Below are 16,368 nucleotides of genomic sequence, written 5' to 3' on the forward strand. Positions count from 1 at the left end.
TGCGATAAAAATGCTAACCTGGCGAGTTTTGCTCTTGGAGCTTCCGTTAGGACATGCACTTAAATATGCCGTGACTTTAAGTGCGCCGTGGGTTGGGCAACCCACGGTGTATACTAGGCGGGGGTCTGGGCATGAACATTCATCGTGGGGGCGATGCCCCTCAGCAGCTCATTGAGTCAACACAGCCAATCGCAGTTATCGGAATTGGTTGCCGGTTTCCTGGAGGAATCCAGGACGCGGACTCGTACTGGAACTTTCTCCTGGAGAAGAACTGCGGCATCGTCGATATCCCGGCGGATCGATGGAATGTCGATGCTTTCTATGATCCGGAGCCCGATGCCCGGGGAAAGATGCGGACGCGCTGGGGTGGGTTTCTTGCCAGCGACATTTTCGGCTTCGACCCGAGTTTCTTCGACATGTCGCCCCGCGAGGTGACAACGATGGACCCGCAGCAGCGCCTGGCGTTGCAAGTGGCCTTCGAGGCCGTCCAGGATTCCGAGCGCACATTGGCCGACCTGCGCCGCGGGCGCACCGGCGTGTTCATCGGAATCTCGACCAACGATTTCGCGCAGAACCTGCGCCGCGGACGTGTCGGTGGTGGGGATATTTTTGCCGGCACCGGTTCGGCGTTCTCGATCGCGGCCAACCGAATATCCCACCGTTTCGATCTGAAAGGGCCGAGTATCGCCGTCGACACGGCATGCTCGTCGGCGCTCGTTGCCATCGACCAAGCGGTGCGCCACCTGAGCACCGGCACCTGTGAGACGGCGCTCGCCGGCGGCGTCAACTGCATGCTCGATCCAGGCCCGTTTATCGCATTCTCCAGCGCCAACATGCTTTCGCCGACCGGCGGTATCTACACCTTCGACGAAAGGGCGGACGGGTTCGTGCGCGGCGAAGGCTGCGGTTTCGTTTTGCTGAAGCCTCTTGACCGGGCAATTGCCGACGGCGACCGGATCTATGGCGTGATCCGTCATTCGATGGTCAATCAGGACGGGTATACGCCCACCCTGACCTCGCCGAGCGGGGAAGCACAGCAAGCGATGCTGGAGGCGCTGGTGGAAGGCGCCGCCATCGATCCGGCCGATGTCGACTATGTCGAGGCCCATGGGACCGGCACGCCGGTCGGCGATCCAATCGAGGCGGCTGCCATCGGCCGCGTGTTCGGTGTGAATTCACGGTCAAAGCCGGCCTATGTCGGATCGTTCAAGCCCAATCTCGGCCACCTCGAATCAGCGTCCGGTATTGCGGGTTTCATCAAGACGGTGCTGACGGCGGGAAAGGGCATCGTGCTGCCGAACCGGAATTTCGAGCGCCCGAATCCGAGCATTCCGTTCGACGCGCTCAACATCGCTGTAGCAACGACGCCGACGCCGATCGACCATCACGGCCGGCCGGTCCTGGCCGTCGTCAACTCCTTCGGCTTTGGCGGCACCAATGCCTCCATCGCAGTGGAAGGATGGCGGGGGTTGTCCGCGAACGCCAACCGTGCGCCAAGGCCCGTGATAGCCGGCCATCCGATAGCCGTCCCAATCTCGGCCGGCAGCACGGCCGGACTGGAACTGTGGGCAGGCCGTCTGGCCGATGCGCTGGAGGAGGGGGGCTCCCTTGCGAAGACCCCGGTCGAAGACATCACCGCCCATTTGAGCAGCACGCGCGATAACTTCGCGCAACGGGCAGCGCTCATCGTCGAGCCGGAGCGTGCCGCGCTCCAGGCCCAACTGCGCGCATTAGCTAAGGGAGCCATCGAGCAAAGCGCGGAAGGGCCGACCATCATCACCGGGAGGGCATCCAACCGTCGGCTCGCCATCGCCTTCTCGGGCCAGGGCGGCCAGTGGTGGGCCATGGCGCGCCGCCTGTTGAAGGAAGACCGTGCGTTTCGCCGAACCGCCGAGATGTTCGACGAGGTGCTGCGTCCGATGGTCGGCTGGTCGACCGTCGAGGAGATGCTGCGGGACGAGACAAAGACCCGCATCAACGATGCCGACGTTACCCAGGCATCCATCTTCACCACGCAGATATCCCTCTACGAGCGCTGGACAAAGGCCGGCGTGCGGCCTGAGCTTTTGATCGGCCACAGCTTCGGCGAGGTCGCGGCCACCTACGTTTCAGGTATCATCGATATCGAGACGGCGGCTCGCATCATTGCCAAACGCGGCCTCATCCCGCTGAAGAGCGAGCGGCGCGGTGCAATGGCCACGATAGGGCTGACGGTCCATCAACTCGAACCTTTGCTGCCCGGTGACGAAAGCGTTGTCATTGCCGCCTACAACGGCCCGATCGCGCAAACGATTTCCGGCATGGAGGACGCGGTGCTTGGCGTGCTGGCCAAGGTCGCGGAAGCCTATCCCGATGCGACGGCCCGCCGGATGACCATGGATTTCGGATGGCACAGCGCGCATCTGGAAGACTGCAAGGAATGGTTCCTCGGCGAACTGGGTCCGGTCGCCTGGAAAGAAGGCCGTCTGCCGATCATCTCGACCGTCACCGGCATATTCGAGACGAAGTTCGACGCCGACTACTGGTGGGCCAATTTGCGCCAACCCGTCAGCTTTACCAGGGCCTTGGATTTCACCCTCGATTTCGGCATCAATACTTTCCTGGAAATAGGTCCGCACCGCACGCTGACGCCGCTCATCCGAGGCATCTCGCAGGAGCGCGGGGTAGACGCCGCCGCGGTGAACTCGCTCGATCGCAAAACTGACGATTTCTGGACGCTGGCGCGGGCCGAGGGCAGCCTTCATGTTGCCGGCGTCGAATTCGACCGGCCGAAATCGTTGAGTGGCCACGTGGCCGTTCCCAAGTTACCCTGGAACAACCAGCGCCTGCTGAATACATCCGAGGAAACCAAGAACTTCCTGTTCGAGGCACCCCGGCACGCACTGCTTGGATGGCGCGACTTCACTGCGGCGCCGTCCTGGACGAACGAAATCACGCTCAGAGGCTTCAAATTCCTGGCTGATCATCGGGTCAGCGGCGATTGCCTCTTCCCGGCCGTCGGTTACATCGAAATCATGGGGGCCGCACTGCGCGACCATTTCGGCTCTGAGTCCGTGGAACTGCGTGATTTCAAACTGTACGAAGCGCTTTCCATCGCGGAGGACGACGTCGTACTGTTTACGACCACGTTCGATCCGGTCGGTAGCAGGCTGCGCATCGCCACGTTCCATCGAGGCTCGGAGGATGGCTGGAGGACGCGTGCCGAAGCTTATGGCTTCAGCCACAAATATGAACTTGCACCAGCTCCCGCCGACCTGCTGCTGGATCGCCCGAACCTTGTCGAAAAGACGGAATTCTACCGTCTCGCCGAACGGCACGGGCTTGAATACGGTCCCTATTTCCAGTCGGTGAACGCACTCGACATTGTCGGCGACCGCCTGGTTGCCAGGCTGTCAAGCAAGGATCCCAACTTGGCGAAGCAGTATTTCGCCTTCCCCGGATTGCTGGACGCGGTGCTCCAGGCCGGCATCGGCCTGGCTTCACATCGAGACGGCGTGTGGGTTCCAGGTGAATCGCTGCCGCCGGCTAATGAAGACAAGGCCCAGTATCAGTTGCGCCTGCCAATCGGCGCCCGCAAGATCCTGCTGGGCGCTCCTTTGACGCCCGAGGTGATCGTCGATATCCAGCCGGGTCTCGACCCGTACTCGATGCGGTTCAGCGTGTTCTCGCCGGAAGGGCAGCCGCTCATCGTTCTCGACAACCTTCAGACAAAGGCGCTGGGCAAGGTCAGGGGCAGCAGGGCCAAGCAGGGTGCCGGCTCGGGCTCCAGTGTTTTCGACGAGCATTTCGAGAAGCAGGAGGCCAAACCGGCAGCGCCCTCATTGCGTTGCGCCCACTGGTTGGTGGTGGGTGATGGAACGCAGCGCCTCGAAGCGACATTGGCTGAGTTGGTTAGCCGCGGAGCGACGGTCGAGGTCGAAAACCCCGCGCCGTTCCTGAACCTCGATGCGGATGAAGCGCTCGCCACGATCCGGGCATTCATGACCAAATCGGGTGGGACAGGTGGCATCCTGTTCAGCGCCGCCACCCCCGAAAAACTCGACGACAAAGCAGGCGGGGACGAGCTTCTCGCCAGGATCACGCCTATCGTGCACCAATTGATCACGCTTGGAAAAGTCATCGACCGGCTGCACAGTTCGTCCGAACCGCGGCCCGAACTGGTTGTCGTCACGTCCGGCAGCCGGCTTGTGCAAGGTGACCAGCCGATGAGCCTTTCAGGCCTGAGTGAGAGCGCCTTGATCGGCATTGCTCGCACAATGGCAAACGAGTTCAAAGGTTTGGGCATCCGCCTTATCGATGCGGATCCCACATCGCTGCAGTCGGGGGTGAGCATTTCGGGCGCCGTGCTGGAGGAAACCGCAGAGACGGAATTCGTCCTGCGCGGCGCCGAACGCTATGTCCCGCGGCTGGAGCAACTGGCTTTGCACGAAGTGGCGCCGTTGCGGCGGACGCTGGAGACCGCGCGGGATTCTTCCAACTTCGCCGTCACCATGACGGGGCCTGGCACCATCGACAACATCGTACTACGCGAAATCGCCGATCCCGAATTGGCGCCAGACGAGGTCATGGTCGAGGTCGCCGCGGTCGGATTGAACTTCCGCGACATCATGGCGGCCACCAGCATCTTGCCGGACGAGTTGGAGAATGACGAGGCATACTGGCGCAATCTCGGGCTGGAGTTCGCCGGCACCGTCCGCAGGGTCGGCGAACGGGTGACCAATCTCAAGCCCGGCGATCGCATCATGGGCATGGGCAAGGGCTACCTCAGACGCTTCGCCAAGCTCCGGGCGGATCTCGCCATGCGCGTACCCGATGGTATTGATCTGATCGAGGCCGCGACCCTCCCGACAGCCTTCCTTACCGCTCACTACGCTCTCAAACATATCGGCCGATTGGCACAGGACGAAACCGCGCTGATCCATCTGGCTTCGGGTGGTGTCGGGCTCGCCGCCATCCAGGTCGCGCATGATGTGGGGGCTCGAGTCTTCGGCACCGCAGGCAGCGACACAAAACGCGCCTTCCTGAAGACATGGGGCGTGGATGAGGTCATGAACTCGCGCGCTCTCGATTTCGCCGACGAGGTGCGTTCCTTGACGCGTGGCCGCGGCGTCGACGTGGTGCTGAACGCGCTGTCTGGCAACGGCATCGACAAGAGCCTGGAGTGCCTGGCGCCCTTCGGCCGGATGGTCGAAATCGGCAAGCGCGATCTCGCCGACGACAAGCCCATCGGGCTTCGCTCGCTTTATCGCAACAACGCCTATTCGGTCATCGATCTCTCGACGCTTCCCGTCGAGAAGGAGAGCCTCTTCAGACAATTGCTGGCGGAGGTGGAGGCTAAGGTTGCCGCCGGCGTCTATAAGCCGCTGGAGGCGACCCGCTTCCCGGCATCGCGCGCGGCGGAAGCCATGCGCATGCTTTCGCGAGCGCTGCACATCGGCAAGGTGATCGTCACTTTCGACGAACCTTCCGTGGACATCGAACTTGACCTAGGCGCACAGTTCGCCGTCTCCGCTCAGGCTTCCTACCTCGTCACCGGTGGGCTCAAGGGATTTGGCGTTGCGATCGCCGAGTGGCTCAGTCAGAAAGGCGCGGGAACCATCATCCTTGCCAATCGAAGCGGTGTTCCAGATGCCGAAGCGGCTGTGGCTATCGAGATCATGGAGCAACGTGGCACGCGCATTGTTCGCGCCGCTCTGGACGTGACCGATGCCACCGCCGTCGGCAGGCTGATCGGCGAATATGCTGGGGGTGACGCTCCTTTGCGCGGCATCGTGCATGGCGCCGCGGTGATCGAGGACGCTTTCGTCTCGCAGCTCGATGCAGGCAAGATCGACCGTGTGCTGAGGCCGAAGATAGCCGGCGGGTGGAACTTGCACGTCGCCGTTGTCGAACACGATATCCCGCTGGATTTCTTCGTGAATTTCTCTTCGATCGCGCAGGTTATCGGTTCGTCTGGGCAGGCCAACTACACAGCGGCCAACTCTGTTTTGGACGCAATCGCCACGTACCGCAGGGGTCGCAACCTGGCCGGCTCGTCCACCGCCTGGGGCATGATTGCCGGCAGTGGATTCGTTGCCAGGTCGGAAGCAATGACCAACTATCTCGATAGCGTAGGCATCAAGCCGGTTCAGGATTCTGAAGCGGCGGCGGCCCTGTCCTATCTTGTGCGCGCCAGATCGGAGAATCTCGGCTTTGCGAATATCGACTGGGCTGCGATCGCACGCACGAACCCCGGCGCAGCGACGAATCCGAGGATTTCGTCGCTGCTTGGAGACAGAACCGGAGGGCGGTCTCGCATTCAGGCCGAGCTTGCAGCCGCGCCGCGCGAGGCGTGGGACGACCTGCTCGCCGACATGATCCGGCGCGAAGTGGCGAAAGTCCTCAAGGTCGAGGCAAGCGCCTTGGCGGATGACCGCAAACTCAGTGAGCTCGGTCTCGACTCCCTCTCATCGTTCGAACTGAAAAACCGCGTCGAGGCTCAGGTCGAAGTCGACATCCCTGTCGCCAAGTTCCTGCAAGCGCCGACGATCGCGGGACTGTCGCGCCTCGTTGCTTCCGCTTTTGAGGCGAAGCTGAAGGCGTCCGCCTTGCAGGTCCTGGCCGCACAAGCGAGTTCCGATGGCGTTGCAGCGCAGGAAGCCTTCCGGCCTCTTGGCCGCCAGGTCAATGCGATGATGCTGGATGGACTGCCGATGTCGTCGGCGGTCGCAAAGGCGGACAATCAGATCCTGGTCGAGACGAGTATTGAGCCTGGCGTGTCGCTGGCCGCGCTTGCGACAAGATTGGCGCGACTGGTCGAGCGACACGACGCGCTCCGGATGACCGGTGCGATATCGGCGTCCGGCGCCGTGGAGATCGGCTTCGAGGCTCAACCGATTGTTGAAGTGCTTTCGCCGGGCGGTCGTTTGGGCGATGTGGCGCTGCCTGGTCCGCTATGGCGGATCGGCGCGTGGCAGCGGCAGGATGGCGGTCACGAGCTACAAATCCGGGCTCATCGCGCGGCTGCGGACACGTTGTCGGTTCATCTTTTGCTTGCGCAGCTTGTGCAAGGCGAAGCAGAAGCGGTCGAAGCAGGGCCTAGTTTTACCGACTATGCGCGCACAGCTCATCCGATGCCCGGATCGAGCGAGTATCGTCGCGACCTCGCCTATTGGAAGGAGATACTTCACCACGCGCCTGCGATCGCACCGATCCCCGGCCGCAGTCGTGCCGCGTCTCCCGTCGGTATGGGAACCAACAGGGGCCGTGTCGGGTTGCTGGAGATCACGCTTCCAGCAGCAGCATTCGCATCGGGATCGGAGTTGACGGCCGCGCGCTTTCTGGCCGCCTATGCCAAGGCCTTGGCAAGCCGCCTCTCGCTCCAATCAATCGTCGTCGACCGCTGGTATAGCGAGCGCGGGCAGGGAGCACCAAGCGGATTGATAGGCCCCTTGGATGGGTCCTATCCGATTGTCCTGCGAGCCATGAATGAACTCGGTTACGATCTGCTGAGGAAGGTCGAGCGTGCCGACGCAAACGGCCACGCGCATCGGTCAATGGATACGTCGTCTCTGGAGCTGGCGCTCGAAGAAGATCTGCGCATTCGCCATGTTTCGCTGCGCCAATTCGGCTTCGCTTTTCTCGACCGTAGCCAAGTTACGGGGCTCGCCGCCTTGGACCATCCTCTCGATGCGATCCCCGCATCCGCGCACGAGATACAATTGTCCGCAGCGACCAGCGAAGCCGGCGTTGTCTGCCGGCTGACCGTGGATCTCGACGTCGTCGAAGAAGCAGCAGCGCGGTTGCTACTCGATCAGTTTCTCGACGAGCTTTCCTCCGAGCTCGAAACGTCAGGCCGCCTGGTGCCCATCGCAATGGGCTGGAGTCTGCGCGAGTGGTCTGGTCAGCCGAGTGGAGGCCAGGATGTCGAGCGCTCACCGCTCAACGGCGTGCCCAACGTCGAAAGAGAGATAGCAGTAACTAGCACGCAATTGGGATTACTGCGTTTCCAGGAACATCCAGACGCGACTTCGCATGCGCGTGCCGCATTCATTGTAAGCAAGGAGTTCAAGATCCGGCCGCAAATGGACGCCGATCGTCTCAGACGGGCGATCGAAACGGTCATGGCGCGACACGAGGTGATGCGTACCCGGTTCTTCCGCAAGGGGGCTAGATACGGCGCGTATCTGGAAAGGACCCCGACCGATTTCTTCAGGGTCGAGCAGGTCGCCGACGAATCCGAAGCGTTAGAGCGCGCAACCGAACTCGCGCAGGAAGGCATAGATATCCAGGCGCCGATGTTCCGTGTCACCGTCATCCGGTTCGGCTCCGAGAGCGACCTTATCGTCGCCAAGGCACATCATCTCGTTATTGACGGCTATTCCCTCGGCCTCATCGTCGAGGAAACAGTCAAGGCTTATCTCGGCCTGCCTCTTGATCCGGTGGAAATGAGTATCGACCGATTCATCCGGGATTTCGACCATGTCGGAAAACCCGGTTCGTTCGAACGGCGCGACGCATTCCTGCGCAAGGTATTCGCCGAGCCCTTGCCGCAAATTCCCAATCTCGGGCGCAAGGCGAAAGGCCGGCGGACGAATGTCAACCTGATCGATTGCAGCCTTAGCGAGGACGTGACGCTCTCGATAGCCAGCGACCAGCAGGATGCGCTGCGCAAGCGTGCCAGGGCAGCCGGCACGACGGAAACGGCCATGATCATCGCGGCCTTTGCGCAGACCATCGGGGCGCGCGGCGGCGTGGACGATATAGTGATGCAGGTTCCAGCAGCCTTGCGCCACGACCGGCGGCTGGAGAACTATGTCAATTTCGTCGCCTCGGACGTCCCCGTGCGTGCGCGGCTGTCGCGGTTCGAGACAATCGAAGCGCTAGCCGGTTCGCTCGGAGAAGGGATAGAAGAGGCTATCCAGTTCGCGCCCTTCATGGATTCGAACTACTTCGGAGACGTGCATGACGAAGTCGTGGCCAAGGGCTCCTATACCTCCCTCTTCGTCGCCGGCACCCAAACAGTCGACAGATGGACACGCGCCACACAGTCGGCCCCCCTTCAAAGGGCCCATGCCAGTGGCGAACTTGATCTCGGCATGTTCAAAGTGACGCCCCTGCCTGACATGCGACGAGAAAAACCACGTACCAGCGAGATGGATCTGCGTACCTTTCCGACCGCGAACGGTCTTGGTCTGACCTTGATATTCGACCAATTGGGCTATGACCGTGCAGAAGCAGAAGATATCCTGAGGGAAGTCATCGAACGGCTGTTGGCTGGGCAACCGGCGGTCGATTCAACCGAGCAGGCGGCGATATAGTGATGCGTCGATTCAGGGTCAGCGGGGCCGGTGGAAGCCGGTGCAGGTAAAAGGCACGTGATTCGCTTCATCTTAATCTTGTTTGCCGTTCTGGCGGCAGTCGGGCTTTTTTCTGGTTGGTATATCTGGCCTGCTCAGGTGGAGTCCTATGTCGCCCAGCGAAGGCTGATCGCGCGTGAAATCGCCGGACCCGGCCTCCTTGGTGCAACCAACCAGGTCGTCGTGACGGCAAGGATCCAGGCATTCCTGGCCGACGTTCGCGTCGACCGGAATGACGAGGTAAAGACCGGCGATATCCTCGCCACGCTAAACGCGACTGAAATCGAGTATCAGCTTGCCGCAGCGGTCGCCAACGACCGGGCCGCTGCGGAGAGCGTGCGCGAGGCCGAATTGGAGCGTGACCGGCTGGTTATCGCCGCCCGTACTGCAAAGGCAGATCTGGATCGCAGGAAGAGCCTGCTCGCCAGCAAATCGATTTCTCAGGCCGAGTTCGACCTCTTCGAAGGCACCCAGAAACAAGCCGAGGCCGCATTGGCGCGAGCGACCGCTAGCATCGAGCGCGCAAAGGCCCAGGCCGCGGCCGCCTCCGCCGAGGTCGAGCAGATACGGAGCCGTTTCGGCGAAACCTCGATACGCTCGCCTGTCAATGGGGTGGTGGTTTCCCGCAGCCGCACGGTGGGAGACCTGCTTTCTCCGGGCGTCGAACTGATGCAGATCGTCGACCCAACGTCATTGCTGGTCATGGCACGCTTCGACGAATCCGCGATGGGGTCGCTTCGGCCGGGGCAAGTAGCCAAAGTCACCTTCTCATCGGATCCGCAACGGCCCTACGCTGCTTCCATTGCGCGGATCGGCCGGCAGGTCGATCAAGAGACGCGCGAGTTCACGGTCGATCTTAAATTGCGCGAGGTGCCGGCGAACTGGGCTGTGGGTCAGCGTGCAAGCGTCACCATCCAAGCGGAATCGCCGTCACCGGGCATCGCGGTGCCACAGCGGTTCCTGGCGAGAAACCAGGGACGGGTGGGTCTTTGGATTGCACATGACGGGCGGGCCTATTGGGCTCCTGTTTCGCTGGGCTACTCCAGCGGCACCGATATCGAGATCACGCGCGGCCTAAAGGTCGGCGATGTCGTGCTCAGTCCGACAGGCCGCTTCCAGTACCAAGCGGTTAACCTCCAGGCATTGAGCAGGTGAATCTCGCGGTCAAAGATATCAGGCATAACCTGCTGAGGTTCATCCTGACCGTTTTCGGCGTCGGCCTGCTGATGGCGGCGACGATCGGCATGCTGGGCATGTATCGCGGCATCGTCTACGAAGCCTTGATCGTGATCGACGGCATTGGTGCCGACCTCTGGGTCGTCGAAGGGGGAAAGTCCGGACCGTTCGCCGAATCCTCCGCCGTACCGGCCAATCTCGATCGCCGCGTGGCCGGTGTGGCCGGTGTGGCGGCAACGCGGCGGTTCATCCAATACAACCAGCAGTTCGAAATTGACGGGCTTCCGCTGCGAATGTCCGTCACTGGTGTGGACTATCCAAGCGACAGTGGCAGCTGGATACCGTTGATCGCCGGCCGGTACTTCCAATCAAATCGCTACGAGGCCATAGCCGACAAGACTTTAGGCCTGGTTGTGGGTGACGAGATCCGGCTTGGACGAGATAGCTATACGATTGTGGGCGTGTCGGCCGGGCAGGTCGACATGGGTGGCGACGGATTGTTGTTCGTCACCATCCCGGACGCGCAGGTCATCAACCGACTGCTGCCCAGCGAGGCGATCCTCCTCAACCGTGCGGCCAAGGGCAAGACGCGCATGGGTCTCGGCGACGAGACCGGAAGTGTCGCTGCGGTCATCGTCGAAACTCTCCCGGGCGCTGACAAGGAGGTCGTGCGTGACTCGATCAAACGCTGGGGCGACGTCGAGGTCCTCACGCAGCAGGACCAGGAAACGCTTCTACTGGACGGCCGCCTCGGCAAGCTCCGCGTCCAGATCCTGGCTTTCACGACGATGACGCTGCTGATCTGCTGCGCCGTCATAGCACTGACCATCTATACGATGACAATCGAGAAGGTCGCGCAGATAGCACTTCTGAAGCTGATCGGCGCCCGTGACCGGGTGATCATCGGCATGATTGCGCAGCAGGCGGGGTTGATCGGCTTTTGCAGCCTCGTTCTGGCCATAGCCATCTCGTTTACGATCTATCCGAGATTTCCGAGAACTGTGCTGATGACCGAATCCGATCTTGGCGTGTTGTCGTTCGTGCTGATGGCACTCAGCCTTGCGGCCAGCTGGTTTGCGATTCGTCGCGCGCTCGCGGTCCGTGCACAGGAAGTGTTGGCCTGATGTCGAAGCGCCGCCTCGCCACGCTGGAGGTTCGGAACGCCAGCAAGGTCTACGAGAGCGGCGGCTCGCCGGTCACCGCGTTGGCGGCAGGTTCGCTGACCTTGAGCCCCGGCAGTGTTACCGGTATCGTCGGGCCCAGCGGCTCCGGCAAGACGACGCTGCTGATGATCGCCGGTCTGCTGGAGACACCGACAACGGGAGAGGTCCTGTTCGACGGCACGGTGATTTCGCGTCCCGGTGCGAAGCTCAACGAGCTACGGGCCTTCAGGCGGACCCATCTTGGGTTTGTGTTCCAGAAAGCGAACCTGATCCCCTTTCTCACGGCCGCCGAAAACATTGCCATCGCCATGCAGGTCAATGATGTCGGTCGCCAGCAGGCGCAGGCGCGAGCCAGCCGGCTTCTCGCCGCGTTGGGCATCGAACATCGCGGCTCCAATTATCCTTCCCAACTTTCCGGCGGCGAACAGCAGCGTGTTTCAATCGCCAGGGCCTTGGCAAACGATCCCACCGTTATTCTAGCCGACGAACCTACCGCCGCACTGGATGGTACACGGGCGGAGATGGTGATGAAGGTGTTCAGGCATCTGGCGGACAGCCGCAATGTCGCGATCTGCGTTGTGACCCACGATACGCGCTGGAAAACTTATTTTGATTCGATGCTCGAGCTCGAGGATGGGCGGGCACGAGAGCCGTCTCCCTTTGGCATGATGGCTGAACGGCATTGATCACCGCTCGACGCGGCCATGGCGGTGTTCCCGCTGAGAAGATGTTATGGCGATCCAACACGCGCCGCCTTCAATGTCATGGGCTGCACCGGCCGAAAGGACTGTCAAAGACTTACGAGTTGCTGGCCGAAGCGGCGGTGCTGAGGTTCACTACGCGACACGCACCGTGCGCTGCCTCGGCTTGATCGCTGTGGCGAGCAGCAGGCCGGCGATGATGAGGGCGGCGCCGGCGAGATCGTAGTCGTGCAAGCTTTCGCCGAGGAACAGATAAGCGAGAACGGCGACGAAGGCGGTCTGCAGATAGAGCAGCATGCTGGCGCGCCCGGCGCCAAGCGTCTCGACGCTACGGTTGTAGAGATAGTACATCAGGGCGCCGCCCGGGCCAGCAACATAGGCGAGGGCCAGCAGGCCGTTCGCATGCAGCGCCGAACGATCCCCGGAAAACAGTTCCCAGAGATAAAGGGGCAGTGCGGCCAGCGCGCCGGCTCCCAGCAGCAGGACCACCATCGGTAGAAGCTCGATAGCGAATTTGGCGCGACGCAGCAGCACGGTGTAGAGGCCCCAGCAAAAGGCGCTGCCGACGATCCACAACTCGCCGGGATTGAACTGCAACTGCATCAGCGCAGCAAGGTCGCCGCGCGCCACGATCACCACCATCCCGGCCAGAGCGACCAGCGCTCCAAGCGCTTTCCAGACACCGAGGGGCTCGCCGAGCACGAAGCGGGCAAGCACCATCGTCATGATCGGCGACAGCGCCATGATGATGCCGGCGGTTGTCGCGTTGGTGTAGTTGAGGCCCGTGTAGATCATGCCCTGACACAAGGTCAGCCCGATGGCGCCGATGACCAGCACCTCGATCACCCGGGATTGGATCAGCTCGAGCATCGCCCCGTGATGACGATGGACGATAGGCAGCAGGATCGCGCAGGCAAGCGTCAGCCGCCAGAAGCAGAGTGCCCAAGGCGGCATCTCGGGGGCAACCCACTTGGCGGCGATATAGACGCCGGCCGACAGGAGCCAGCAGAGCGTCGCGAGAGAATAGGCGAGCGGGAGTGATGCGTCGGGTCTCGCCTTCGCTACACTTGGATGTGCTATCGGCAGCGATTGGATATCCGTCTCCTCCCACCGCAGACTTTAGCAGATTTGCAGCGCCTTGCTAAGCAGCGACAACAGCTGTTTCACCAGCCAGTGCAATCGGTGGGTCATTGTGGGTCCCGCCGTTCACGGTCTCGTTCCTTTCCAACGCATGTTGGCCCATGAGCAACTCGATACCGAAAAGCGCAAGCCGTATCGATTTCGCGCGATACGAATGTGAGATTCATATCGCGCGACAGATATTCGGGCGGTTGCCACAATCTCCTCGCGCCATATTTCTACCGAGAGCAGATCTGTCGCGAATTCCTGGCCCTCGGATCACGCACCGCTGTTTCGAAGCAATTGGAAGAATAAGCCACTGATTTCCGTTTACACAAAGAGCACGACGCAAATCCATGCGGAGGACTTCCGATGCATGCCGGCTTCCGAGGAAGCGTACTCGTAGCGTTGTTGGGAGCCGTCATGGCGAGCTGCGCTGGCATTCCGGCGCAAAAAGCCGAGGCAATAATCGGCTATGGCCCCAACCCCACTTTACCGAAACCAAGACCGACGCTGATCCCGACTGTTAACATCGCCGAGGCGAAAGGCTGGCAGAAAGGAGGTATGCCGACCCCGGCGAAGGGGCTGGCAGTGAACGCCTTCGCTATCGGCCTCGACCATCCGCGCTGGCTGCATGTGCTTCCGAACGGCGACGTGCTGGTTGCTGAAACCAATGCCCCTGCCAAGCATGACGAAGGCTTCAGTCTTAGAAAGGTCTTCATGGACCTGGCTATGAAGCGGGCCGGCGCCGCAACCAAAAGCGCCAACCGCATCACGCTCCTGCGCGACACCGATGGCGACGGCATTGCGGATGTGCGAACGACCTTCGCGGAAGGCCTCAATTCGCCGTTCGGCATGACGCTGTCCAAAGGCAAGCTCTTTGTCGCGAATACCGACGCGCTCGTCGCTTTCCCCTACTCCAACGGCCAGACCCGAGCCGGCACATCGCCGGAAAAGATCATCGACTTGCCGGCCGGGGACCTCAACCATCATTGGACCAAGGACGTGATCGCAAGTCCGGATGGACGCAAGCTCTATGTCACCGTTGGTTCCAACAGCAACGTTGGAGAAAACGGCATAGCCGCGGAGAAGAACCGCGCCGCTGTCCTTGAAGTGGATCGGTCGAGCCGTCGTACTCGGGTCTTCGCCTCGGGCCTGCGCAACCCGAACGGGCTCTCCTGGAATCCTGAAACTGGCGAGCTTTGGGTCGCTGTGAACGAGCGTGACGAGATCGGCGACGACCTCGTGCCGGATTACATGACCTCGGTTCGTGACGGCGCCTTCTATGGCTGGCCCTACAGCTACTACGGACAGAACGTCGACGAACGCGCCAAGCCGCAGCGCCCCGATCTCGTGGCGACGGCGGTCAAGCCCGACTACGCCCTGGGCTCTCATACCGCCTCGCTGGGACTGACCTTCTCCAAAGGCGCCGGGCTCGGTCCGGCCTACGGCAACGGCGCCTTCGTCGGCCAGCACGGCTCGTGGAACAGAAGCGTGCATAGCGGCTACAAGGTGATCTTCGTACCGTTCCGTGGTGGCAAACCGAGCGGTCCTCCGAAAGATGTGCTCACTGGCTTCATCGGGCGTAATGGTGAGGCGATGGGCCGTCCGGTCGGCGTAGCTATCGATCAGACTGGCGCACTGCTCGTCGCCGATGACGTCGGTAACGTCATCTGGCGGGTCCGCCGGGCGAATGGCCGTTGAGCGCAGGTGCCTTTCTGAGTCCGAGCTCAGCCTTCGGCTACAGCGCCACGCCCGATATGACTTTCATTCGGCTGCGACTCGATGCAAATGCCAGGTGACGACACCGCGCCTGCCGCATGTCGGTCGCTACGGCGAGGTCTATTTTGCGCATGGCTATTCGGGCAAGGGGTGATCCTGTCGACGCTGCCGTTCCCCGGCGGCACGGCGCTGAGCGGCCCGCTCCACGTTGCTCGGCATGCTTTGGTACGCACTGCGCGACCGCATCAAACATTGAGCGCAGGCAGTGGCAACTTCTGTCCCGCAGGATCAAGCCTGCGTAGCCTGGACGCCGATAGACTTGCCTGCTTTTCCGCAGCTAATAGATAGATATGATTGCAGGATTAACCATTTCATAGCCCAGGCGCGGCTCCGATTTGTCTTTCGAAATCCCGCTGGAGACAGTTCCGGTTGAACTGCGATCCAGCTTTGTTTCCCTGGTTTTCTTGATCGTGCTGCGCGACAGGTCGGCGCAGGCCGACGCTGTGTTGACCAGCCTCTTTTTCTCGTGCGCAACGGCGGCGGTGGATACGGCAATCACCATTGCCGCACAAATAATCGCCAATCTCATTGATTCCCCCTTAGAGCACCGCAAACGTGTGGTCGACTGCCTCGAGACGCCGGCGAAGAGATTACTCGCGCCTGGCCGATCCATGCGGCTTCCGACTGCCCAAGAATGTGACCACATTAGCTGCAGCGCAAGTAACCATTTCGGACTAGGCAACGGGTTCACCCTTCGACGGAAAGCGGCTGAGCTGCCGGCGAAAAAGCAGGCGTTTTAGCCGTTTCCGCCGCCGGGCGCCTTCTGAGAGCGATGCAGTCGATCGCGACGGAATGCGGCTATGCAGGAGGCTGGCAGAATAGCGCGACCGCTCTGCTTCGAGCGCAACGCTCGCCGGCCAGAGGCTCGGAATCACCAAAGTCGACGACGGGATTTGGCTCGTCTCCGTCATGCACATTCGTGCTCAAGGCTAACTCGGCGCAGCTTCGTTGCGGCACCGGCGGGCGCGTACAGCGGAGTGCTGGAATGGCATCTGTTCACCGCCCGCCAGTCCGCTTCCGGCGGTCTGCAGCAACGCGGCATTTTCCACTTTGAGGCGAAGTAATTCTCAACTATGGTTGAGCTAGGCT

The 16,368-nt window shown here is 61.5% G+C and carries 7 protein-coding genes and 1 pseudogene; 6 read left to right on the forward strand and 2 right to left on the reverse strand.

The genetic code is table 11. The features are described 5' to 3' along the window. Window positions 1-131: 131 nt before the first annotated feature. Genes NKI79_RS04300 through NKI79_RS04315 form a run of 4 tightly spaced genes read left to right on the forward strand, consistent with a single transcriptional unit; the run spans window position 132 to window position 12,363 of the window. Entirely contained in the window at window positions 132-9,299 is a 9,168-nt protein-coding gene (locus NKI79_RS04300; RefSeq protein ID WP_352800074.1) for an SDR family NAD(P)-dependent oxidoreductase, read from the forward strand. Window positions 9,300-9,356: 57 nt separating this feature from the next. Continuing rightward, window positions 9,357-10,493 (forward strand): efflux RND transporter periplasmic adaptor subunit, encoded by a 1,137-nt coding sequence (locus NKI79_RS04305; protein ID WP_352478377.1) that lies wholly within the window; start codon window positions 9,357-9,359, stop codon window positions 10,491-10,493. After that, the gene (locus NKI79_RS04310; RefSeq protein WP_352478379.1) at window positions 10,490-11,638 is read left to right on the forward strand and encodes an ABC transporter permease; all 1,149 of its coding nucleotides are present in this window, start codon (window positions 10,490-10,492) and stop codon (window positions 11,636-11,638) included. Before NKI79_RS04305 ends, NKI79_RS04310 begins: the two co-directional genes overlap by 4 nt. After that, the gene (locus tag NKI79_RS04315) at window positions 11,638-12,363 is read left to right on the forward strand and encodes an ABC transporter ATP-binding protein (RefSeq protein WP_352800076.1); all 726 of its coding nucleotides are present in this window, start codon (window positions 11,638-11,640) and stop codon (window positions 12,361-12,363) included. The genes NKI79_RS04310 and NKI79_RS04315 overlap by 1 nt, the downstream gene beginning before the upstream one ends. Before the next feature lie 150 nt (window positions 12,364-12,513). Here the strand turns inward: NKI79_RS04315 and NKI79_RS04320 are convergent, their stop codons facing one another. Next, window positions 12,514-13,473: a DMT family transporter gene (locus NKI79_RS04320; RefSeq protein ID WP_352800181.1), complete on the reverse strand. Its 960-nt coding sequence runs from the start codon at window positions 13,471-13,473 to the stop codon at window positions 12,514-12,516. Between the two features lie 396 nt (window positions 13,474-13,869). Between NKI79_RS04320 and NKI79_RS04325 the strand changes: the two genes are divergently transcribed. Further along, the gene (locus tag NKI79_RS04325) at window positions 13,870-15,201 is read left to right on the forward strand and encodes a PQQ-dependent sugar dehydrogenase (RefSeq protein WP_352800078.1); all 1,332 of its coding nucleotides are present in this window, start codon (window positions 13,870-13,872) and stop codon (window positions 15,199-15,201) included. A 94-nt stretch (window positions 15,202-15,295) separates the two neighbouring features. Further along, window positions 15,296-15,475: pseudogene (locus NKI79_RS04330) on the forward strand (FAD-dependent oxidoreductase); the annotation flags it as partial. A gap of 81 nt (window positions 15,476-15,556) precedes the next feature. On the opposite strand, the gene NKI79_RS04335 reads toward NKI79_RS04330, so the two are convergent. Next, a complete protein-coding gene (locus NKI79_RS04335; protein ID WP_352506255.1) occupies window positions 15,557-15,808 on the reverse strand; it encodes a hypothetical protein in 252 nt (83 codons plus the stop codon). Between the last annotated feature and the right edge of the window lie 560 nt (window positions 15,809-16,368).

The sequence above is a fragment of the Mesorhizobium sp. M0340 genome (assembly GCF_040321535.1).
In the GTDB taxonomy this organism is placed as follows: Bacteria; Pseudomonadota; Alphaproteobacteria; order Rhizobiales; family Rhizobiaceae; genus Mesorhizobium.

Excerpts from the sequence above, each read along its gene's own strand:
- NKI79_RS04300 (WP_352800074.1), top strand. The coding sequence starts at position 132 with ATGAACATTCATCGTGGGGGCGATGCCCCTCAGCAGCTCATTGAGTCA.
- NKI79_RS04315 (WP_352800076.1), top strand. The coding sequence starts at position 11,638 with ATGTCGAAGCGCCGCCTCGCCACGCTGGAGGTTCGGAACGCCAGCAAG.
- NKI79_RS04325 (WP_352800078.1), top strand. The coding sequence starts at position 13,870 with ATGCATGCCGGCTTCCGAGGAAGCGTACTCGTAGCGTTGTTGGGAGCC.
- NKI79_RS04335 (WP_352506255.1), bottom strand. The coding sequence starts at position 15,808 with ATGAGATTGGCGATTATTTGTGCGGCAATGGTGATTGCCGTATCCACC.